Source organism: Sphingomonas sp. TX0543 (assembly GCF_048565505.1).
Taxonomy (GTDB): Bacteria; Pseudomonadota; Alphaproteobacteria; order Sphingomonadales; family Sphingomonadaceae; genus Sphingomonas.
Genome location: NZ_JBLZUS010000004.1, coordinates 133,123 through 154,145 on the forward strand (window position 1 = coordinate 133,123; position 21,023 = coordinate 154,145).

A 21,023-nucleotide genomic window follows, 5' to 3' on the forward strand; every position below is an offset into this window, starting at 1 on the left:
GGCGAAATGACACCCTAAGCGTCGGCGTCTTTCGGCCAGAGGTATTCGCCGGTGAGGAGGATGTGCGCCCATCCGAGCGGAGAGACGTGGGCGAGAAGATGGTCCGGCGTCTCCAGCCCTTCGCGTCGCCGTGCCTCGACAGCATGACCAAGATGCAGGGTGTTCCAGTAGACGATGATGGCGGTGAGCAGGTTGAGGCCGGCGATCCGGTAGTGCTGGCCCTCGGTGGTGCGGTCACGGATTTCGCCCTGGCGGCCGATGCGCAGGGCGTTTTTCAGCGCATGATGCGCCTCGCCCTTGTTGAGTCCGACCTGCGCGCGGCGCTGCATCCCGGTGTCGAGAATCCATTCGATGATGAACAGCGTGCGCTCGATCCGACCCACCTCGCGCAGGGCTGTGGCCAGGTCATTCTGGCGCGGATAGGCGGCGAGCTTGCGCAGGATGCGGCTCGGCGCGACCTGCCCGGCACTCATGGTGGCGGCACAGCGGAACAGGTCGGGCCAGTTGGCGACGACCAGCGCCTCGCGCGCCTTGCCGCCCACCAGCGGGCGCAGTTCAGTCGGCGTGGCGGCAGGGTCGAAGACGTACAGCCGCTTGGACGGCAGGTCGCGGATGCGAAGTACGAGGCGATAGCCGAGCATCGCGCTGATCCCGAACAGATGGTCGGTGAACCCGCCGGTGTCGGCGTACTGCTCCTCGATCCGCCGCCCGGCCTCGTTCATCGTCAGCCCGTCGAGCAGATAGGGTGCCTCGCTGACGGTCGCGGGGATAGGCTGTGATGCGAACGGCGCGAAGCGGTCGTTGACATGGGTATAGGCCTTGATGCCGGGGTCGTTGCCGTAGCGGGCATTGACCGTGTTCATCGCCTCGCCCTGCCGCGCAGCGGGGTAGAACTGGCCGTCGGCCGACGCGGTGGTGCCCATACCCCACACCCGCGCCATCGGCAGGTCGCCCTGCGCGGCGACCACGGTCGCCAGCGCCTGGTCGATCGCCTCGCTCTCGACATGCCAGCGCGCGAGGCGGGAGAGCTGCCAGTAATCATGGGTGTTGCACGCCTCGGCCATCTTGCGCAGGCCGAGGTTCAGCCCCTCTGCGAGCAAAACGTTGAGCAGGCCGATCCGGTCGCTGCACGGTATGCCGGTGCGCAGATGGGTGAAGGCATCGGTGAAGCCGAGCGCGGCATCGACTTCGAGCAGCAGGTCGGTGATGCGGACAGGCGGCAGGCGACGGTACAGATCGAGCACCAGTTCATCGATCCCGTCCGGCGGATCGGCGGTAAGACGGTCGATGCGCAGCATCCCGTCCTCGATGCCGCCGTGGGGGATTGTGCCGTTGCGCGCGGCGCGACCGAGGCGGGCGAGGGCATCGGCAAGCCGCGCCTTGCGGTCGGCCAGCCAGACATGCGGGTCGGGCGGGACCGCCAGCTTCATGCTGCGTGCGACCGCCATGGGCACGAGGACATGGCGCAGGTCGCCGTAGCGATGCGAGCGGTCGAGCCAGATGTCGCCTGAGCGCAGCGCGTCGCGCAGGTGGAACATCACCGCGACCTCGCGGAGACGCGCATCGTCACTGCCCTTCACCCGCAACTGACGCCGCCACTTGGAATGCGGGCGCAGGAAATCGTCGGTCACCGGCAGTTCGCCTTTGGCGGCGATGGCCTTCACCGCGTCGAGCAGGGGGCGGGCGACCGGTGCGGCTGCGAGGTCAAGGCAGCGTAGCATGCGCGGCGCATAGCGGCGGAAGCGGTGATATCCCTGATCGACATGCGCCAGCGGATCGTCGCTCAGCGTGTCGGTCAGCGTCGTGGCTGTCGCGACAAGGTAGTCGAGCCGGTCCCAGCCCGCCACGCGCGCGACCGCATCCTCCAGCGACGCACCATAACCATGTGCGTCCAGCAACGACCGGCCGATCGCGGCGAACCCGTCCAGCGTCGCGGTGACCGCGCTTCTGGTTTCCGCGGTGCGGGCATCGTGGAGTTGCTTCGCCTCGCGCCAGGTTCGGCCGACGATGCGGTCATGCGTCTCGATCACCGCATCGGCGGTCGCGGCAGCCCATTCGACGACGCAGACCGCGAGGATGGCGCGGCGCCGGTCGGCGTTCAGATCGCGCAGGCCATCGGCGAAATAGCGTTCGCCCTGCCGGCGCAGCCGGGCGACGCGGTGCGGCGGGACGCCAGCGAGCAGGTCAGCGCCGAGGTTCATCGCGCGGAGAAACTCCAACCGGTCGAGCAGCCGGTTCGCCGCGGCGGAATTGTTGCCCGGCTCGATCCGGCGCAGCCAGATGAAGCGGCTGATCGCGCCTGGCAGCATCTCGGTCGTCAACCGATCGAGCCGGGTGCAGGCGACGCGATCGAGGCGCGCGGCAATCCGCTTCTCGATATTGCGCTCGGTCGCGACCAGCGCGTCGGCGCACAGTCGCTCGATGGTGGTGATCGCCGGCAGGATGGTCATGGTGTCGCGGCAGCGGGCGATGAAGCGCCGGGCGAGATCGTCATTCGAGCGCGCCTGTTCGGCTTGGCCAAGCAGCCAGTCGCGAAACGCGCGTGCCGGTGCGCCCTGACCGGGGAACGATCTGTAGCCGTAGGTCCGTCGCAACACCTCCATGTGCTGCTGGCGGGTCTGTCGGCGGACGGCATAGCGGGCGAGCGTGTCGCCGGTGATGCCGAGCTGGGCGCCGAGGAAGGCCGACACCGCCAGCGGGATGACCTCACCCGGTACCAACATCCGGCCGGGATAACGCAGCGCACACAGTTGCAGCGCGAAGCCGATCCTGTTCTCCGGCCGGCGTCGCCGGTCGATATGGACCAGGTCGTCGTCGGCCAGGATGTAGTGCCGCAGCAGCGATGCCTCGTCGGTCGGCAGGTCGAGCAGCACCGACCGCTGCCGGGCGCTCAGGATATGGCGGCGCGGCATGGCACAGTGTCCCGATTGAACAGAAGTCTGTTTTGGACAACACTGACTCCACGCAAATCAAGGGTTTTCGGGGCCGGATTTCGGGAAGGTTCAATTGGGACAACGCGCTGCCATCTACGCCCGGGTCTCGACCGCCGACCAGTCGTGCGAGCGGCAGTTGCGCGACCTTGCCGGTTTCGCCGAACGCGGCGGTTATGAGGTGGTCGAGGTGTTTCGCGAAACTGCCTCGGGCATGAAGGCCAACCGCTCGGCGCGCACTGAGGTGATGAAGCTGGCGCAGGCGCGGCACATCGATGCGATCCTCGTCACCGAACTCAGCCGCTGGGGGCGCTCGACGCAGGACCTGCTCGATACGCTCAACCGGCTGTCGGGTTGGCGGGTGTCGGTCGTCGCCATGAGCGGCATGACGTTCGAGGTCGACACCCCGCACGGGCGGATGATGGCGACGATGCTTGCCGGCATCGCGCAGTTCGAGCGCGACATGCTGAGCGAACGGGTTCGCTCCGGCCTCGCCGCAGCTCGCGCGCGCGGCCGCAAGCTCGGGCGGCAGACCGGCGACCGCCCCAAGTCCGACCGGCTCGCCCCCAGGGTGCTGGCGCTCGTCGCCGAGGGGCGCAGCTATCGCTGGATCGCGCGCGACCTCGGCCTCAGCAAGAACACCGTCACCGCGATCGTTGGGCGGTCGAAGGCGGACAGGTCTCCCGAGATCGAGGTAATAGCATGACCAGCCCGGCAGACGATAATCGCTCCATACCCGAGCTATTCAATGCTGCATTTGAAGGTGACAATGATGCAGCATGGGACGCTGTGGCTGCACTACATTGGCGCGGATCGAAGGATGTGCTGGACCGGGCACTTGCCCTGGCCTGCTCACGTGATCCTAAAGAACGCGGACGGGCTGCCGACATTCTCGGGCAGATCGGCATTCCAGATCGTACATTTCCTGATCAGTGCTTTGCGGCCGTCCTCCGCCTGCTCGCGGATGATGACCAGCAGGTGGTGTTTGATGCCATCTTTGCACTTCATCATATAGATCGGTCACGTGCTGCCCCGTACATCATCCCCTTTGCGCACCACAGCTGGGACAACATCCGGTATGCAGTCGCGTTTGCATTAGGAGCTGTTGATAGCGTCGAAGCGCAGACCACTCTGCTATCGTTGATGACAGATCGCGATCCCGAGGTGCGAAATTGGGCAACTTTCGGGATTGGTCAGCAAAGCGACGCTGACTCAGATGCCATCCGACACGCGCTAAAGAATCAACTCTGCGACGCTGATCCTGACGTTCGCTATGAGGCAATCATTGGTCTTGGTCGTCGCCGCGATCGACGTGCGTTGGGTTTCCTCAAAACCATGCTCCACGATGATCCAGATGACGTTTTTGCACGCGAAGCGGCAGCAAAGCTCTTGGGCATAAACGAAAGCGGGGATCGAGCAACTGACGAGCTGCTTGGTTCACTTCAGCGGCTTCAGCGATGGGGCGGCGACAGGAAGACCGATAGTTCATAACCGCTGCTGCAATCAGGCATGCATCGCGTGAAACGGCTTCGCACTTTCTCCAACCATGCTCTTTCGGCTTAGAGTGTCATTTCGCCCTCAGCCGGAGCCGACCCCATATTTGACGTTCTGCGGCCAAGCGGCGCGCGTTTCGTTGCCGACTATGGCGAGCAGCGCAGCCGGACGATGCGGGCTCTGTTTCGGCAGATTCAGCGCCTCGACGGGTTCGCGAACACCCAGCCGAACGCTGATGGCGTGCTACCCCGCATGTTCGCCGCGGCGGGGTTCGATCGCGTGATCGAGCGCCAGTCGATATCAACGCCGACCGGCTCCATTTCTATCTACTCGGCACACAAGCCTTAGCTCGGTATCAGCCGAAAAGGCGGGGGCGGACGGTTGCCTCCATCAAGGGCGCCTGTCGCGAGAACTCTCTGTCATCACGGCCCTCCGTCCGTAGCTGCCGGGCGTTCAGCGCCATTCCGGCGAAACGCTTCTGCCGTCGATCCTCTTGCGGGTAAGTATGGCCCGAGCAGCAGTAGCCCGACCCCGAGCGAAATCCACACGTCGGCGAGGTTGAAAACGAAGGGGTGCCAGCTCCCGAAGTGCAGCCCGAGGAAGTCGGTTACAGACCAGCGTGCGGCGCGGTCGATCAGATTGCCCACGGCGCCGGCCGCGGCGACCGCTAAGGCCGTGCGCTGCCAGCCCTGCGAGCGGTAGGCCCACGCGACAAGGCCGAGGGTCAGGATTGCCGTGAGCCCGATCAGGAGGGCGCGCCCGACGTCGCCATCAGAGGCGAGCAGGCTGAACGACACGCCCTCGTTAAAGGTCAGGCGCAGCGAGACGAAGGGCAGGAAATCGCCCGCCGGCCCATAGGGTTCGAGCGCAGCCCGCGCCCATGCCTTGGTCGCCAGGTCTAGCGCGGCCCCCGTGGCGATCAGCAGCGTGGCCGTGCCCGCTTTCATGTCCGCTGCGTACCCGCGAGGTCCTGGCGCCCGTCGCGGATGCGCGACATGCCGGCCAGTGTGCGCGAGCGAAGCGGGGGCAAATGCGAGCCTCGCCTAGTGAGCCGTCGCCGGGCCGGAACCCGAGCGAGATCGGTTGCGCCGATTCCAGGCAAACCCCACTGCGATGGCGACCGCCATCAGGAGTTGCGCCAGCGCCGATTGCCAGGTGGGGAATAACCCTAGGACGGATCGACATTCAGGATTCCCAAGGGGAGTGATCGCTGATTCATAGGTATCCGTGTTGAGACGCGGAGCGGATGATGGTGGCCAAGCGGTATGAACTGAATGATGCACAGTGGTCGAGGATCGCGCTGCTGTTGCCGGGCAAGGCGACGGATCCGGGGCGAACTGGATCCGATAACCGCTTGTTCGTGAACGGATGTTTGTGGGTGCTGCGGTCTGGGGCGCATTGGAGCGACCTGCCGGAGCGCTACGGCAAGTGGAAGACCGTGCATCGCCGCTTCAGTCGCTGGTGCCATGCCGGTGTCTGGGAGCGGGTGTTCGCAGCGCTGACGATCGACCGGAATAACCAATATCTGATGATCGACAGTACCATCGTTCGGGCGCACCAGCAGGCGGCGACTGGAAAAGGGGGGCGTGCGATCAGGCGCTGGGGCGTTCCCGAGGCGGACTGACCACCAAGGTCCACATGCTGGCGGACGCGCTCGGCCGGCCGCTGCGCTTCATCGTCACGCCCGGCCAGACCGGAGATATCACCCAGGCGCCGGCCCTGCTCCACGGCCAGGAGGGCGGCGCCGTACTCGCCGACAAAGCCTATGACAGCAATGCCTTACGGGCCATCATCGCCGACATGGGGGCTGAAGCGGTCATCCCATCGAACCGCCACCGCAAGGTCGCCATCCCTCACAACGCCACCATCTACAAACACCGCAACTGCATCGAGCGATGTTTTGCCCGCCTCAAGCACTTCCGGCGCTTCGCCACGCGCTATGACCGACGCACCGCCCACTTCGCAGGCTTCATACACCTCGCCGCCGCCATGATATGGCTACGATGAATGTCGATCCGTCCTAGCATCGACAGCCGCGGCACGTCCGCGAGCGGTGCGATGTTGATAAGGCCGGCCTCCTGGAGAGCGGCGACGCCCTTGCCCGCAAGCACGACGGTCAGAACGGCCATGAGCCAGGAGCTATAGCGGAAGAACTGCGCGATCGGCAGCTTGCGGCTGTAGCGGAGCATTGCCCAGGCGATCACACCAAGCAGTCCAATGGCCGATCCGGCGCCGGCGAGCAGCATCCCGTTGTCACCTTGCGCGGAGAGAGCGGCGTAGAACAGGATCGTCTCGAAAACCTCGCGATAGACGACCACGAAGGCGAGTCCGAACAGGAACCAGCCCGACCCGCCCGAGAGCGCCCGCGACATCTTCTCGCGAATATAGCGCTGCCACTGATCGGCTTGCGCCTTACCGTGCATCCAAATCCCGACCGAGAGCAGCACGAACGCGGCGAACAGCGAGCCGAACCCTTCGGTCAGCTCCCGGCTCGCGCCGCTGATCCCGATTGCATAGGTGGCGACCGCCCAGGTGATTCCGCCCGCGATGATCGCGCTGACCCAGCCGCCATGAACGTAGCGCAGCGCCTCGCCGCGGTCGGCTTTACGCAGGAATGCGATCATGGCGACGACGATGAGCAGGGCTTCGAGCCCTTCACGCAGCAGGATCGTGAACGCGCCCAGGAACGTGGACGCCTCGGTGGCGGCATCGGGCGCGAGCGCCGCTTCTGCATCATCGAAAAAGCCGCCCAGCACCGTGACCTTCTCCGCGAGATCATCGGGCGATGCGCCCCGGTCGATCGCGGCGCGGAACTCCCCCATGGCGCCCTCGATTCGGCCCATCAGCGTCGCGTCGCGCGCGGTGAGCGTTGGTTCGATCGGCTCGAACCCATCGAGATAGGCTGACAGCGCCAGCTCTTTTGCCATCCGCGCATCGCCACGCCGGGCAGCGGCCACGCTTTCGGCGAGTTTGGCGCGGGCGACCGCGAGCGAGCCGGGAGCCTGTTGCATCACCTGTTCAGGGTGGCGACGCAGGAACGCGAGCACGGCGTCAGCCTTGGCGTCGCCGATCGCCGCGCCGAGCGCGGCCGGGGTGAGTGCGACCAGGGTTTTCAGGTCCGGGATGCGACGGCGAAGGGTCGGATCGGATTTCCACAGCCGCTCGCCTTCGCGCGCCTGCGCGTCCGTGAAGGCGAAGCTCCCGGCTCGGAATGCTACCGCCCAGCGCTGATCGTTCGGCAGATCGGCGAAGCTCTGCATCGCCGTCCCGTCGATGCCCTGCGTCACCACCTGATAGAGCGCGAAGACGCTGCGCTGGCGCGCACGTTCGGCATCGGTAAAGGCGATCGGGGGTGTCGCGAGCTTGGCGGCGTCGGGGCCACGGCCGTTGCCCGTCATGCCGTGACAGGACGCGCAGGATTGTTGGAACAGGGCATGGCCGGAGACGAGGTTCGGAGCCTTATCGGGCGCGAGCGGCACCGGGTAGGCGCGCAGCAGATCGGCCGCGAGCCCGTGCGCCAGTGTTGCCACCTGTTCAGTCGATCCCTTTTCCGCGATTACCGCTTGGAGGTTGGCGGCCCGCTGAATGAGGGCTTGGCGCTCCGGCTTCGCCGGCAGGCCTTGAAGCCGTGTCGAGACCGACGCGGCAAACTCATTCATTTCGGCGTATTCCGACGCGCTCTTGATCCGACCGTTCGCGACCGCGCCTCCATAATCGACGGCCATATAGTCGAGCAGCCGCCATGCGGTTTGCACGTCGCCGGGTTCGGCGAATGCCGCAGCAGGGATCAGCAGCGCAGCGAGCGCGGCGAGCAGCCGCAGCGAGAGCATTGCCCGGATCAAGGTGAGCAGACGCACTACCGCTCTCCCAGTTCGCGCCGAGCGCCAGTGACGATTTCATACGCGGAGTGGAGGAACAGGAGGGCGATGAGGCCGGCGACGGCGAGGTCCGGCCAGGCGCTTCCTGTCCACGCCACCAGACCGGCCGCGGCGATCACCGCGACATTGGCGAGCGCGTCGTTGCGGCTGAACAGCCAGATCGCGCGAACATTGGCGTCCCCTTCCCGGAAACGCGCAAGCACCAAGGCGGACACGACATTGATCGCGAGCGCGACAACGCCGATTGTGCCCATCAGTTCGGCATCCGGCGCGGTTGCGTTCAGGGCGCGCCAAATCGCGAAACCGATTACGCCCACGCCAAGCGCACCGAGAAACAACCCCTGCGTCAGCGCGACCTTTGCCCTCGCCCGTGCGGACCAGGCAAGCGCGAGAAGACCGATAAGGCTGATCGACCCGTCCCCGAGAAAATCGAGGGAATCCGCTTTCAGCGCTTGGCTATCGGCGATGAACCCGCCGAACAGCTCGGCGACTCCGAAGCCGAGGTTGAGCACCACGACGGTCAGCAGCGCACGGCGATAGGCCGGATCGGTTTGCGCGCGCGCGGGCTCCCCGTGGCACCCGCAGCTTTCGGTAGAAGCATTCATGCGGCCTTCCTTACCACCTCCAGTCGCTGTAGAAGCAAGCGAAATGTGCGACACGTTCGCATTAGCAAGGATGGCATGATGAAGCCGGTGATGATTGGGCAGCTCGCCAGCGAGACGTCGACAAAAGTGACGACGATCCGGTTTTATGAGTCGATCGGGTTGCTGCGCTCCGCCCCGCGCACGGCGTCGGGCCGTAGAACCTATGATGCCAGCGACATCGAGCGTTTGCACTTCATCCGCAACGGTCGCCGGCTCGGCTTTTCGGTCGACGAAATACGATCGTTGATGGGGCTGGCGCAGAACCCGGACCAGGATTGTGGTGCCGCCTCAGCTATCGCTGCTCAGCACCTCAAGGATGTTGAGGAGAGGCTGGCGCAACTCGCGGTGTTGCGGGATGAGTTGGCAATGCTCAGCCAGAGCTGCACCAAGGCGCGCATGGCCGATTGTCGGATCATGAAGGCGATCGGCAAAGGCCACCTTCAAGCCGATCAGTAATAGTCGGCTAGCCTGAGGTCGCGCACATCACCCGAGGCCATCGTCAGCTTTACGAGGGTGCCAGCAGGCCGGGAGCGCACTTGCCAGAGCTCCCCACGCGTATAGTTCGCATCGATCGAATGGCCGTTCACCGCCACGATCCGGTCGCCGACCGCCCAGCCAGCCTTTTCCGCGGGACTGTTCGCCGCCACATGAACGACGGTGAGCGCCGTTGGTGAGGCTGCGAGGCCAAGGCCGCTACGGTCCTTCAGCATCGGCAGGCGACGACGAGGACCGAGTGGCCGGAGCCACACGAATCCGGCGGTCACGTCGAACACCACGTCGAATTGAGCGATCAGCGGTAGGCCGACATTGCCAACCGTGCTGGTGGAGAGCCAAGCTCTCATCCCGAGTGTGGGGACGTTCGAGACGCCAAGCCCTTCAATGTTGATGTTCTGGGTTGTGAAAGCATCGTTGACTCGCACGCCATCGACGCCGCCGATCGCCGCGGTCGAGACGAGCTTCCCGTTCAACAGCCCTTGATCGCGGGCATAGGCCGACGAGAGCATCAGCGCGGCCGAGCTGCCAAGATCGATCATCAAGGGCACGGGAGACAGGCCCTCGACGGAGGCCCGGATGAACAGCTCCTGCTTGGCACCGCGTCCGAGCGCGACAGCGCGCCAGTCGGGGCCGGCGAGAAACGTGCCTGACTTGACGACCGCCATACGCCTGTTCGCGAAATCGAGCGCGATGCAGCTGCCCGTGAACATATCGGCACCGAGGAGAACGTCGATCGGTCGTCCGAAGGCCGCCGACACTGAACTCAGATCACCAACAACGGCAAAGGGTAAGCGACGGGTTTCGCGGGCGAGCTGTACGTCGATGTCGCGGACCAGCAGCACCGGGGCCTTGGCGCTCAGCCCGCTAATCATGCGCCGCTCACCATTGTTCAAGCCGAGCTTCGCCGCGAGCGCCGTGCTCATGATCGACGCGCCGCTGCCACTGTCGAGCACCGCCCGCGCCGGCACTCCGCGCACTTGTGCCGAAACAAGGAGGGTATCACCCGTGCCGACTTCCAGCGGCTCCCATTCGAGGTGAGCCGCGCCGAAGTTCCACGAGGCCGCAGACCGGGAAGTCTGTCGCGCGAGCGTTGGAGAACCGAGCACCAAGCCGGTTCCACAGGCCACCAGCCGCGCCACTAATGAGCGTCGAGACATACCGATTGCTTCAACACGGGCCGTCAAAAAGCCACCTCCAGCCCCCCGTCCGCAGGAGAGCAAATTGCGGTTACATGCTCTAGCAACTGGAGGAGCAAGGGTTTTTGAAGCGCCCGAAATGCTATCCTGTTCAAATGCCCTCTCGAAAATGAGGGTAGCGTCCGCGGTCGTGGTGTAATTTCCCGGTGTAGATGACGGTGTATGCCGGGGTGGGGCCGAGGCCCCACCCCGGCGTCGGCGTCTCGGTGGCCACCGGGCTCATCGGTTAAGGTGGAAGTGTCGAGCTTCACCAACACCCGAGGAGTTTTTCCCGATGACCGACGACAGACTACCGCTTGCCGAACTGATGGCGAAGACCGGAGACGGCGATTTTCTGCGCAGCGTCGCCGAGAGCGTGTTGCAGATCATCATGGAGGCCGACGTCGACGGCCTCATCGGCGCCGGTCGCCACGAGCGCTCCGGCGAGCGCAGCACCTGGCGCAATGGCTACCGCGACCGCACCCTGGATACGCGACTGGGCACGCTCAACCTGAAGATCCCCAAGCTGCGCACCGGCGCCTATTTCCCCGGCTTCCTCGAACCCCGCAAGACGGTGGAGAAGGCGCTGGTCAGCGTCATCCAGGAGGCCTGGATCGCCGGCGTCAGCACGCGGCGCGTCGATGATCTGGTGCAGGCGATGGGGATGAGTGGCATCTCGAAGTCGAGCGTGTCGAAACTGTGCAAGGACATCGACGAGCGGGTGAACGCCTTCCTGAAGCGCCCGCTCGCCGGCGAGTGGCCGTATCTCTGGCTGGACGCGACCTACCTCAAGGTGCGCGAGGGCGGCCGCATCGTCAGCGTGGCAGCCATAATCGCCGTCGCCGTCACCACCGAAGGCAAGCGCGAGATCGTCGGCCTGCACATCGGCCCCAGCGAGGCCGAGCCGTTCTGGTCGACCTTCCTGCGCGACCTCGTCCGGCGCGGCCTGAAGGGTGTGAAGCTGGTCATCTCCGATGCGCATGAGGGCTTGAAGGCCGCCATCACCCGCGTCGTCGGCGCCACCTGGCAGCGTTGCCGCGTCCACTTCATGCGCAACGCGCTGGCTCATGTGCCCAAGGGCCAGAACACCATGGTGGCTGCCGCCATCCGGCAGGTCTTCCTCCAGCCCGATCATGCCGCAGCCACCCAGACCTGGCGTCACGTCGCCGACCAGCTGCGCGCCCGCTGGCCGAAACTCGGCGCCTGCATGGACAACGCCGAGCACGACGTGCTCGCCTACATGACCTTCCCCGAACAGCATCGCACGAAGTTGCACTCCACCAACCCATTGGAACGGCTGAACAAGGAGGTGAAGCGCCGCGCCGACGTGGTCGGCATCTTCCCCAACGAGGATAGCATCACCCGCCTCATCGGCGCCGTGCTCCTCGAGCAGAACGACGAATACCAGCTCCAGAACCGCTACATGCAGATCGAAGGCATGACCGCTCTCGCCACACCACAGATCGAGGAGGTACCGCCCCTACAGATTACACCCAAGGCCGCCTGAACGATGCGGCCCGGTGGCACACCTGAAATTACACCACGTTGACGGACACGACCAAAATGAGCAGTTGAGGCAGGTCAGGAACCGGTCGAATAAGACCGAAGTAGGCAATTTCGCTTGCGCGACCTTGGCGAGCAGGACCCCAGTTCACGAAGAAACGTGAAGCTATCGCCTCACCCGCAGCAGCCCGCCACAGTCCCGTTTGCTTTCGCTTCCTGGATCGGAGGGCATGGGACATCGCCAAATGAGCAGAACACGCAGCAGTCGCCAGCCAGGGGCCGCAGCACCACCGCGCAATGCCGGCAATCATAGAAGAATTGGCAGGCGTTGGTGGGCATCCTTTCGGTGGCCACCCCGCCGCATTTGGGACAGGTCAGGGTTGAGGTGAGCTGCATCAGGAAAGCGCGTTCATCAGCGGCGCTTCTAGGATGTCAATCGGCGTCCAAAAAGGACCCCCTATCGGCGTCCAAAAAGGACCCCCTATCGGCGTCCAAAAGGGACCCCGTTTGTCGAGCGGTGTGACGGGTATGGCGGGCGTGCCGTTCGCGCTGGTTGCGGCGTAGGGCGGGCGTAGCCCGACCGGAGGCGCAACCAGCGCGAAGCATCTTCTGCCGGTGGTCCCGCGCGTCAGCTGCGGTGCTTGAATCGCCAGCTGTCGTTGCCGGTCTCGACGATGTCGCAGTGGTGGGTAATGCGGTCGAGCAGCGCGGTGGTCATCTTGGGGTCGCCAAAGACGGTCGGCCACTCACCGAAGGCCAGGTTCGTGGTGACGATGACCGAGGTCTGCTCATAGAGCTTGCTGACGAGATGGAAGAGCAGCTGACCGCCCGAGCGTGCAAACGGCAGGTAGCCAAGCTCGTCGAGCACCACGAGGTCGAGACGCGAGAGCTGGGCCGCCAACGTGCCGGCCTTGCCGAGGCGCGTTTCCTCCTCGAGCCGGTTCACCAGGTCCACCGTGTTGAAGTAGCGCCCGCGGGCGCCGGCTCGTACCACATTGGCGGTGATGGCGGTGGCGAGGTGCGTCTTGCCGGTGCCCGTCCCACCGACCAGCACGACGTTGCGCCGGCCGGGGAGGAACGAGCCGCTGTGCAGGGAGCGCACCAGTCCTTCGTTGATGGGAGTGTCGCCGAAGACGAAGGCGTCGAGGTCCTTCACCGCCGGCAGCCTGGCGGCCGACATCCGGTAACGAACCGACGCTGCATGGCGGTGCGTCGCCTCGGCACGCAGCAGGTCGGTCAGGACCTCCATGGTCGTGCGCTTGCGCTGGAGACCGGTGGTCACCGCCTCGTCGAAGGCGCCAGCCATGCCCTTCAGCCCCAACTCGGTCATGGCCGTCATCATCTCATGCCGCTGCATGGAGGCCTCGCAGGCTGTCATAGCGGTTGCAGTCGGCGCGGGGCGGATGGCGCAGCGCCAGGTCCTCGGGGGTGACAATGGTCAGCGGTCGTGGCGGTTCTCGCCTGCGGGCCAGGATGTTGACGATGACGTCGTCGCTGGCGGTGCCGGCCAGCAGCGCCTCTCGCACGGCCGCTTCCACCGCCTCCAGTCCGTCGTCGAGCACCGCTGCCAGCACCCGCACGAACCGCCGGTCGGCATCGTCACCGACGCCGAGCTTGCGCCGCAGTCGTGCCAGCGCAGGCGGCAGCTCCCAGCCCTGGAACGGTGCGCCGTTGCGCAGGGCGCCCGGCTTGGTCGCCAACACCGGCAGATAATGCCACGGGTCGTAGATGGTCCGGTCGCGGCCAAAGAACCGGGGATGGTCGGCGACTACTTCACCATCGCAGCGCACGACGATGCGGTCGGCATAGGCGCGAACCTGCACCGCGCGTCGCGCCACCCTGGCAGAAACGGAGTAGCGGTTGCGGTCGAAGCTGATGAGGCATGTGCCGCTTACCGCATGCTCGCTCTCGTGGAAGCCGTCGAAGGGCGCGACAACAGGCTGGAGTACAGCCTGTTCGGCTGCCCATGCCTCAGCGACCGTCAGTTCCTTCTGCTCGGGATGCTGGTGCATGTCGGCCCAGCGCCGACACTCGGCCTCCAACCAGCCGTTCAGCTCCGCGAGGCTGGTAAAGCGCAGGCGTGGCTGGAAGAAGCGGCCGCGCGCGGTCTGCACCTGGTTCTCGACCTGACCCTTCTCCCAACCCGACGCGGGCGAGCAGGCGGTCGGCTCGACCATGTAGTGGTTGGCCATGACCAGGAAGCGCCGGTTGAAGACACGCTCCTTGCCGGTGAACACGCTCGTCACCGCCGTCTTCATGTTGTCGTAGATGCCGCGCGTCGGCACGCCTCCGAAGAAGGCAAACGCCCGCGCATGCGCGTCGAACAGCATCTCCTGTGTCTCGCGCGGATAGGCCCGCACATACATGGCCCGCGACGCGCACAGTCGCACATGCGCGACCTTCACGCGCATCGGCTTGCCCGAGATCTCCACGTCCTCATGGCTCCAGTCGAACTGATAGGCCTCGCCCGGTCGGAACAGCAGCGGGATGAACGCCGGCGCATCCATCACATCGCGACGTCGCGCCTGCCGCCAGCGGGCCGCATAACGGCGAACCGCGTCGTACGAGCCGTCGAACCCTTCGCGTAGCAGCAGGTCGTGGATGCGCGTGAGGCGCAGCTTCTCGCGCCGCGGCCGTGCCTCATCGTCCTCCAGCAAAGCATCCAGTCGCGCCTGGAACGGACCCAGCTTCGGCAGCGGCTGCACTGCCCGCCGGTAGCCCATGTCCGCCTCCGGTGCCCGGATCGCCTTGCGCACCACCTTGCGCGACAGGTGCAGGTCCCGCGCTATCGCCTTGATGGCCTTCCCCGACGCGTGCTCGCGCCGGATCCTCAACACCGTCTCCAATACCAGCATCCCGCTCTCGCCGCCTGACACACCGCCAAGCGAACAGCCTAGACCACCGGGATGAGGGGTCCCTTTTCGACGCCGATCACCCCGCTACCGGGGTCCTTTTTCCACGCCGATCCACACTTCTAGGAGGTCCCAGGCGAACGCGATAAGCGTCAGAACCGTTCCAATCGCGAGCAGGATAGGTGTCGCGCGCGAGGGCAGCGGCATTGTGCAGGACCGGTCCCCAGCACAGGACCTCCGCCGCTGCGCGTAGGCCCACCACCCAGCAGCCAAGCCGATGAGGGAGGTCGCCGTTAGCGGCCACCGTAGTGGTATCAGCGCGGCGAAGTTGCTGGACAGGCCCGCCCCCAGGCCGAGCGCCGCGAGTGCGAGGGGCAGGACGCAGCATGACGCCGCAGCTAGAACAGCGGCTAAGCTCGCAAGCGCGCCGAGGGCGGATAGCCCCGTGTCGGCGCGACGTCGTGACGTTGGTGCGCCTAGGGGTTCACGCGGGATGGTCTCTTGGTTCATCTATCGCCTCTAGCGGGTTAGCCCGTTATGCATCCTGTAGTGACTACAGGAGCAAGCAATATATGCGCGTTGAGGAAAGCATCACGATCGGCGAGCTGTCTCGCCGGACTGGCGTGAATATCGAGACGATCCGGTACTTCGAGCGCGTTGGTGTTCTCGCAACGCCACCCCGCACAAGCGGCGGGCGGCGGGTATATGGGACCGGTCACGTCCGCGCACTTGGGTTCGTCCGTCGCGCGCGCGAACTCGGCTTCTCCCCGGCCGAGGTGCGCGCGATCCTGTCTCTTGGCGGTTCTGCGCAGGCGTCATGCAGTGAGGTCCGCGAGATCGCGGCTCACCATCTAGAGCGTGTGCGCGCTAAGATGGAGGATCTGGCGCAACTAGAAAGCCTGCTGGCTGCGACCATCGACCGTTGCGAAGGCGACGGGGCGGCGAGGTGCGCCGTGATCGACTTGCTGAACCAACATTCGACTGCGTAGATGTCGCATCGCACCCCGTACTCGCGCAAACGGTCGATAACGGAGCCGATCACCATCACCACGGCACGCGGCCCTAGCCACCTATGTGGACGTTGCGCATCACGAAGCCGCTTTTCGGAAGCGCTGGCAGCCTGGCGAAATCGATGCTCAGGTCTTGGTCCGGTACGTCATAGCGCATCGCGTTGACGAGGAGGTGTGCCGCCACCTTCATGATCGCGAGGACGATCCATTCGCCGGGACAGCGATGGCCGAGATAGTGATCGCCGCCGCCCTGCGGAATGAAGTTGAAGGAGTCTTCGTCCCAAGCCCTGAAACGCTCAGGGCGAAACTCCTGGGGGTCGGCCCAGGTCGCTGCGTCGTGATTGCTCCCATAAAGGTCTAGCACCACTTGACGCCCTTCCGGAAAGGCCATCCCCTCCCACTCGAAATCTTGGCTCGCGCGCGCCACCACAGCGGGAAAGAAGGGATAGAATCGGCGGACCTCTTGGACGAAGAGCTCGGCATAGTCCGGCTGCTGAACCAAGGCCGCCCTGATCCCTGAACAGGTTTGCAGCGCGTGGGCGACGAAGGTGATGTACACTGCGATCGCGACGGTCGGGCGAAGGACATTTACCAGTTCGACCGCTGCGACGTGCGGCGAAAGAAGATCGTCGTGCCGGTCGCGATGCCAGGCTATCGCGTAAGCCGCGGTCCCCGAGCCCGAGCCGATGCTCCCGGCCCGAATGCCTTCAATGATCCGCTTCGCCCATGCGTCGACGCGACGACGGGCCAGCCGTGACCAAAGATGCCTTGGGCTCGCCGAGCCGGCGGCGTCGAACAGCGCCCGCAGCTCGCCCGCGCGGTTGCCGGCTTCATCGTCCGGAAGAGGAACTCCCGCCCAAGCGCATACCGCTCGCGTCAGCGGCTCATGCAACTCGTCATAGAAGACGATCTCTCCTTTGCGCGTCCAGCCCGGCACCGCCCTGCGCCACTCGGCCTCGAACAATTGCGCCAGCGCCCGCACGCGCTCTGGTGTCATCAGGCCCATGAACATCTGCTTGCGGTGCCGATGGGTCTCGCCGTCCAGACCCTGAACGCCGCCTTGGCCCAGCAGTGTCTTCTGAATAGCGACCGGCATGGCACCTTCGCGCTCGAAGCGGGTCGTATCGTAGAAGATTTCGGCGGCCTTGGCCCCCTTAAGGCAGTTGGTCTTTTTCAGCAGGAAACGGGATTCAAAAGCGTTTGCGCCTAGGCGCTGGCACTGCCTGGAGATGAACCGATAGGGATCGGCGAGGAGAGAAAGGGTTTCGTCCGGGCCTTTCGTGTGTGGTGTCTTAGGCATGACCGGTCCGGTGATTGTTGGGTCTCCTTTGATTAACTCGGAGGAATATCACGGGTTGCAGGCTCACGACAGGTGACGAACGAGGACGATCAGGGCGGAGCAGGCGCGGCCGAGGCGTTCGAGGCCATGCGCGGCGAGCTGGCGCTGCGCCGTGGAGGGCTTGGCGGCCGAGCGCGGCGATCGACATACCCGACCATACCGAGACGCTTGGCGTGCTCCAGCAGAACGTGAACACGGCAGGCGAGAACGTCGCGCGCATCGGCCAATTCCTGAAAGCGGCCCCGGCGCTGGCGATGACGCCGGAGCAGATGGCGCAGCGCATCGCCGCGGCGGGCAGCGCCGCCCGGCGCGAGGATCAGGCGGCGCTCGCCAAGGCGGGCGAGGACAAGGCCCGCATCATGGCCGATCTTCGCGCCATCGCCGGGTCCGCATGGACACGCGCCGACCAGAAGAATCGGCAGCTATGGTTTGCCCTGGGTGGGGTGGCGGCCGGCATCCTCGCATGGGCGATCGTGCCGGGCCTGGTCGCGCGCGAGATCGCACCGGCGAGCTGGCAATGGCCCGAGCGCATGGCGGCGCGGACGCTCGACTTGCCCCGCTGGGAAGCCGGGCAGCGTATGATCCAGAGCGCCAGTCCCACCGCGTTCCGCGCCATCGTCGGGGCCGACAGGATCGTGACGGCCAACCGCGCGGCGATCGAGGGGTGCGGCAAAGCCGCAGCGCGAAACGCGTGAAACGGTGCGACGCACGATCACGCTCAAGTGGAGTAAAAGTTAGCCGCGCAAGTTATTCAGCCAAGCGTTCGATGATCGGACAATCAGGCCGATCATCGCCATGACAGGCTTGGGCGAGCCCGGTAAGCGAGCGGCGCATGGCGTCCAAGACGCGGACCTTGCGGCCCAGTTCGGCAGCGCGGGCTTCCGCCAGCGTCTTCACTTCCGCGCTCGACCGATCGCGATCCGACCACAGCCCCAGCAGCGTGCGGATTTCCTCGATCGGGAACCCCAGGTCGCGCGCGTTGGCGATAAATCGCAGCCGATGAACGTCAGCGTCGGCGTAGTCCCGGTAGTTCCCGCGCCGTGGCGGCGCGGGCACCAAACCAATCTTTTCATAGTGGCGGATCATGCGTTGGGAGACGCCGCTGGCGTCCGACGCCGCTCCGATGTTCACAGCTTTACCGCGTTGAGCCGCAGTGCGTTCAGGACCACGGTGAAGGACGAGAGCGCCATCGCTGCACCGGCCAGCATCGGCGACAGCAGGATACCGGCAACCGGGTAAAGCACGCCGGCCGCAACCGGCACGCCGATTCCGTTGAACAAGAACGAGAAGAACAGGTTTTGGCGGATATTTCGCATCGTCGCGCGAGCGAGCTTGCGGGCGCGCACGATCGCCGAGAGATCGCCGCGCGTGAGCGTCATGCCGGCGCTTTCGATCGCCACGTCTGTTCCCGTTCCCATCGCCAAGCCGACATCCGCGGCGGCGAGCGCCGGGGCGTCGTTGATCCCATCGCCCGCCATTGCGACCCTTGCGCCGCTCGCTTTCAGCTCGCCGATGATACGCGCCTTGTCTTCCGGCAGCAGATCGGCGCGCACGTCATCAAGACCGCCCACGGCGCGCGCGACAGCATCGGCCGTCCCACGATTGTCGCCGGTGAGCATGACGACCCGCAGGCCCTCCTTGCGAAGCGCGGCAATAGCGTCGCGCGCCGATGCGCGCACCGGATCGGCGACTGCGAGCAGACCGGCGAGCGCCCCGTCGATCGCGACGAGGATGATGCCCGCGCCTTCGCCACGGTGACGATCGGCCGCGGCGTCGACCGGCTTGAGATCAGCGCCGATCCGGCTCATTTGCACCGCATTGCCAATCACGACCGAGCGGCCGCCCACCGTGGCGCTGACACCCAGCCCGGTTTGCGAGGCAAAGTCCGCGACTGTGCCGAGCTGCAATCCTCGTTCTTTGGCGGCAACGACGATTGCGTGCGCGAGCGGATGTTCGGATTGGCCTTCGACGGCCGCGGCAAGCGCGAGCATGTCGTTCTCTCCGACCGCGCTGACCGTCTCGACCGCGATCAGCTTGGGCTTGCCTTCCGTGAGCGTACCCGTCTTGTCGATGACAAGGGTATCGACCTTTTCCAGCCCCTGTAAGGCTTCCGCGTTCTTCACCAGCACGCCGGCCTGAGCGCCGCGTCCCGTGCCGACCATGATCGACATGGGCGTGGCGAGCCCGAGCGCGCACGGGCAGGCGATCACCAGCACTGCGATGGCGTTAAGCAGGGCATGGCCCATGCGCGGCTCAGGGCCGACCAGCGACCAAGTGATGAAGGTCGCAATCGAGATCAGCACGACGAGCGGCACGAACCATCCTGAAACCCGATCGGCGACCGCCTGTATCGGGGCGCGGCTTCGCTGCGCTTCCGCGACCATGCGGACGATACGCGCGAGCATCGTGTCCGAACCAACCGCGCGGGCTTCCATCACCAGGCTGCCCGTCCCGTTGACGGTGCCCCCGGTAACGATCGCCTCGACTTCCTTGAGGACCGGCGCGGGTTCGCCGGTGAGCATGGCTTCGTCGACCGACGAACGACCCTCGACCACGACGCCATCGACCGGGATGGCTTCACCGGGGCGGACCCGCAGCCGGTCACCGGTTGCCACGTCGGCAAGCCCGACTTCTTCTTCAGAACCGTCAGGCTGCAAGCGTCGCGCCGTCTTGGGGGCGAGATCCATGAGAGCGCGGATCGCGCGCCCTGTCGCCGCCCTAGCGCGCAGTTCGAGCACTTGCCCGAGCAGCACCAGTGTCACCACGACGCCGGCCGCCTCGTAATAGACGGGAACCATGCTCCCATGCGTGCGGAAGGTCGCTGGGAAGATGCCCGGCGCGAGCGTCGCGACCACGCTATAGAGGAAGGCGGCACCTACGCCGATCGCGATCAGTGTGAACATATTGAGATGGCGGGTACGAAGCGATGTCCACCCCCGCTCGAAAAACGGCCAGCCCGCCCACAGCACGATCGGCGCGGTGAGTGCGAGCTGGACCCAAGGCGAGGCCGCAGGGCTAACCACATGCAGGCCTAACATTTCCGCGAACATCGAGACGACGAGCAGCGGGATCGTGAGCGCGCCCGCCACCCACAGTCGGCGCGTGAAGTCGACCAGCTCAGGGTTGGGAGTATCGTCGAGCGACGGTTCTTCGGGTTCGAGCGCCATGCCGCAGATTGGGCAAGTTCCCGGCCCTTCCTGGCGAATTTGCGGGTGCATCGGGCACGTCCACATCGCCCCCGGCGTCGCCATCGGCTCCGGTTTCGGCTTATCGCTCAGATAGGCGTCAGGATTGGCGACAAACTTGCTCCGGCATCCTGCGCTACAGAAATGATAGGCATGACCAGCGTGCTCGGCATGGTGTGTCGTTTTTGCGGGATCGACCGTCATGCCGCACACCGCGTCGATCACTGCTGCTGCGGCATCGTTGTCCTTACTGCCCGAGCAGCAGCCGCCCGCTTCGGTGTGATGATGTTCGTGCTCGATCTTTGCGGGAGCGGCCGAGCCGCCCCCGCAACAGGATGAGGGCGTGGAGACCGATTCAGGCGCAGGCTTCGAACAGCCGCAACCCCCGGCTTGGGAATGGGAATGAGGGTCGTTCATGGCAAGACTCCTTCGACCCGAGAGCATGTAGGGTATGACACCGTGTTAGGGTCAAGGCCCTGTCGGCACCGCTGGCGTGTATGTTGAATCTACGCGCGGGA

The 21,023-nt window shown here is 65.4% G+C and carries 20 protein-coding genes and 1 pseudogene; 9 read left to right on the top strand and 12 right to left on the bottom strand.

All coding sequences use genetic code 11. The annotated features are described in order from the left end of the window. Positions 1-14: 14 nt before the first annotated feature. Positions 15-2,912: a Tn3 family transposase gene (locus tag ACM61V_RS20245; protein ID WP_288936969.1), complete on the bottom strand. Its 2,898-nt coding sequence runs from the start codon at positions 2,910-2,912 to the stop codon at positions 15-17. A gap of 94 nt (positions 2,913-3,006) precedes the next feature. Between ACM61V_RS20245 and ACM61V_RS20250 the strand changes: the two genes are divergently transcribed. From ACM61V_RS20250 to ACM61V_RS20260, 3 genes are all read left to right on the top strand, one after another. Then, positions 3,007-3,636 carry a recombinase family protein gene (locus ACM61V_RS20250; RefSeq protein WP_147037438.1) on the top strand — a complete coding sequence of 210 codons (630 nt, stop codon included), beginning with the start codon at positions 3,007-3,009 and terminating at the stop codon, positions 3,634-3,636. Then, positions 3,633-4,421 (top strand): HEAT repeat domain-containing protein, encoded by a 789-nt coding sequence (locus ACM61V_RS20255; protein WP_267224365.1) that lies wholly within the window; start codon positions 3,633-3,635, stop codon positions 4,419-4,421. The genes ACM61V_RS20250 and ACM61V_RS20255 overlap by 4 nt, the downstream gene beginning before the upstream one ends. Before the next feature lie 174 nt (positions 4,422-4,595). Then, positions 4,596-4,772: a hypothetical protein gene (locus ACM61V_RS20260; RefSeq protein ID WP_419714628.1), complete on the top strand. Its 177-nt coding sequence runs from the start codon at positions 4,596-4,598 to the stop codon at positions 4,770-4,772. Between the two features lie 74 nt (positions 4,773-4,846). On the opposite strand, the gene lspA is transcribed toward ACM61V_RS20260, so the two are convergent. Further along, positions 4,847-5,371 carry a signal peptidase II gene (lspA, locus tag ACM61V_RS20265; protein WP_064311259.1) on the bottom strand — a complete coding sequence of 175 codons (525 nt, stop codon included), beginning with the start codon at positions 5,369-5,371 and terminating at the stop codon, positions 4,847-4,849. Between the two features lie 302 nt (positions 5,372-5,673). On the opposite strand from lspA, the pseudogene ACM61V_RS20270 reads away from it, so the two are divergent. Next, positions 5,674-6,431 (top strand): annotated as a pseudogene (locus ACM61V_RS20270) (IS5 family transposase). On the opposite strand, the gene ACM61V_RS20275 reads toward ACM61V_RS20270, so the two are convergent. Continuing rightward, the gene (locus ACM61V_RS20275) at positions 6,362-8,281 is read right to left on the bottom strand and encodes an FTR1 family protein (RefSeq protein ID WP_419714629.1); all 1,920 of its coding nucleotides are present in this window, start codon (positions 8,279-8,281) and stop codon (positions 6,362-6,364) included. The pseudogene ACM61V_RS20270 and the gene ACM61V_RS20275 overlap by 70 nt on opposite strands. After that, positions 8,281-8,907: a cation transporter gene (locus ACM61V_RS20280; RefSeq protein ID WP_004212870.1), complete on the bottom strand. Its 627-nt coding sequence runs from the start codon at positions 8,905-8,907 to the stop codon at positions 8,281-8,283. Before ACM61V_RS20280 ends, ACM61V_RS20275 begins: the two co-directional genes overlap by 1 nt. A gap of 75 nt (positions 8,908-8,982) precedes the next feature. On the opposite strand from ACM61V_RS20280, the gene ACM61V_RS20285 reads away from it, so the two are divergent. Then, positions 8,983-9,402 (top strand): MerR family transcriptional regulator, encoded by a 420-nt coding sequence (locus tag ACM61V_RS20285; RefSeq protein ID WP_061780296.1) that lies wholly within the window; start codon positions 8,983-8,985, stop codon positions 9,400-9,402. Here the strand turns inward: ACM61V_RS20285 and ACM61V_RS20290 are convergent. Continuing rightward, positions 9,396-10,598, bottom strand: coding sequence for an aspartyl protease family protein (locus ACM61V_RS20290; protein ID WP_082795033.1), 1,203 nt, complete (start codon positions 10,596-10,598; stop codon positions 9,396-9,398). The genes ACM61V_RS20285 and ACM61V_RS20290 overlap by 7 nt on opposite strands. A 313-nt stretch (positions 10,599-10,911) precedes the next feature. Here ACM61V_RS20290 and ACM61V_RS20295 point away from each other — a divergent pair, with 313 nt between their 5' ends. Beyond that, entirely contained in the window at positions 10,912-12,123 is a 1,212-nt protein-coding gene (locus ACM61V_RS20295) for an IS256 family transposase (protein ID WP_062127151.1), read from the top strand. Positions 12,124-12,293: 170 nt separating this feature from the next. Here the strand turns inward: ACM61V_RS20295 and ACM61V_RS20300 are convergent, their stop codons facing one another. From ACM61V_RS20300 to ACM61V_RS20315, 4 genes are all read right to left on the bottom strand, one after another. Then, positions 12,294-12,515: a GDCCVxC domain-containing (seleno)protein gene (locus ACM61V_RS20300; RefSeq protein WP_081609171.1), complete on the bottom strand. Its 222-nt coding sequence runs from the start codon at positions 12,513-12,515 to the stop codon at positions 12,294-12,296. 232 nt (positions 12,516-12,747) lie between these two features. Continuing rightward, positions 12,748-13,476: an IS21-like element helper ATPase IstB gene (istB, locus tag ACM61V_RS20305; RefSeq protein WP_061781605.1), complete on the bottom strand. Its 729-nt coding sequence runs from the start codon at positions 13,474-13,476 to the stop codon at positions 12,748-12,750. Continuing rightward, positions 13,463-14,974 carry an IS21 family transposase gene (istA, locus tag ACM61V_RS20310; protein WP_125961258.1) on the bottom strand — a complete coding sequence of 504 codons (1,512 nt, stop codon included), beginning with the start codon at positions 14,972-14,974 and terminating at the stop codon, positions 13,463-13,465. Before istA ends, istB begins: the two co-directional genes overlap by 14 nt. Before the next feature lie 84 nt (positions 14,975-15,058). Continuing rightward, positions 15,059-15,481 carry a mercuric transporter MerT family protein gene (locus ACM61V_RS20315; protein WP_419714630.1) on the bottom strand — a complete coding sequence of 141 codons (423 nt, stop codon included), beginning with the start codon at positions 15,479-15,481 and terminating at the stop codon, positions 15,059-15,061. A 62-nt stretch (positions 15,482-15,543) separates the two neighbouring features. Here ACM61V_RS20315 and ACM61V_RS20320 point away from each other — a divergent pair, with 62 nt between their 5' ends. Further along, a complete protein-coding gene (locus ACM61V_RS20320) occupies positions 15,544-15,960 on the top strand; it encodes a MerR family transcriptional regulator (RefSeq protein ID WP_017980798.1) in 417 nt (138 codons plus the stop codon). 73 nt (positions 15,961-16,033) lie between these two features. On the opposite strand, the gene ACM61V_RS20325 is transcribed toward ACM61V_RS20320, so the two are convergent. Continuing rightward, positions 16,034-16,993: a cytochrome P450 gene (locus ACM61V_RS20325; protein ID WP_240456357.1), complete on the bottom strand. Its 960-nt coding sequence runs from the start codon at positions 16,991-16,993 to the stop codon at positions 16,034-16,036. 15 nt (positions 16,994-17,008) lie between these two features. Here ACM61V_RS20325 and ACM61V_RS20330 point away from each other — a divergent pair, with 15 nt between their 5' ends. Beyond that, entirely contained in the window at positions 17,009-17,191 is a 183-nt protein-coding gene (locus ACM61V_RS20330; RefSeq protein WP_419714631.1) for a hypothetical protein, read from the top strand. 302 nt (positions 17,192-17,493) lie between these two features. After that, positions 17,494-18,015: a DUF6118 family protein gene (locus ACM61V_RS20335; protein WP_017980796.1), complete on the top strand. Its 522-nt coding sequence runs from the start codon at positions 17,494-17,496 to the stop codon at positions 18,013-18,015. Positions 18,016-18,067: 52 nt separating this feature from the next. On the opposite strand, the gene cueR is transcribed toward ACM61V_RS20335, so the two are convergent. Beyond that, complete coding sequence (gene cueR, locus ACM61V_RS20340; protein ID WP_017980795.1) at positions 18,068-18,451, bottom strand: Cu(I)-responsive transcriptional regulator; 384 nt, start codon at positions 18,449-18,451, stop codon at positions 18,068-18,070. Further along, entirely contained in the window at positions 18,448-20,805 is a 2,358-nt protein-coding gene (locus ACM61V_RS20345; protein WP_371262954.1) for a heavy metal translocating P-type ATPase, read from the bottom strand. The genes cueR and ACM61V_RS20345 overlap by 4 nt, the downstream gene beginning before the upstream one ends. Between the last annotated feature and the right edge of the window lie 218 nt (positions 20,806-21,023).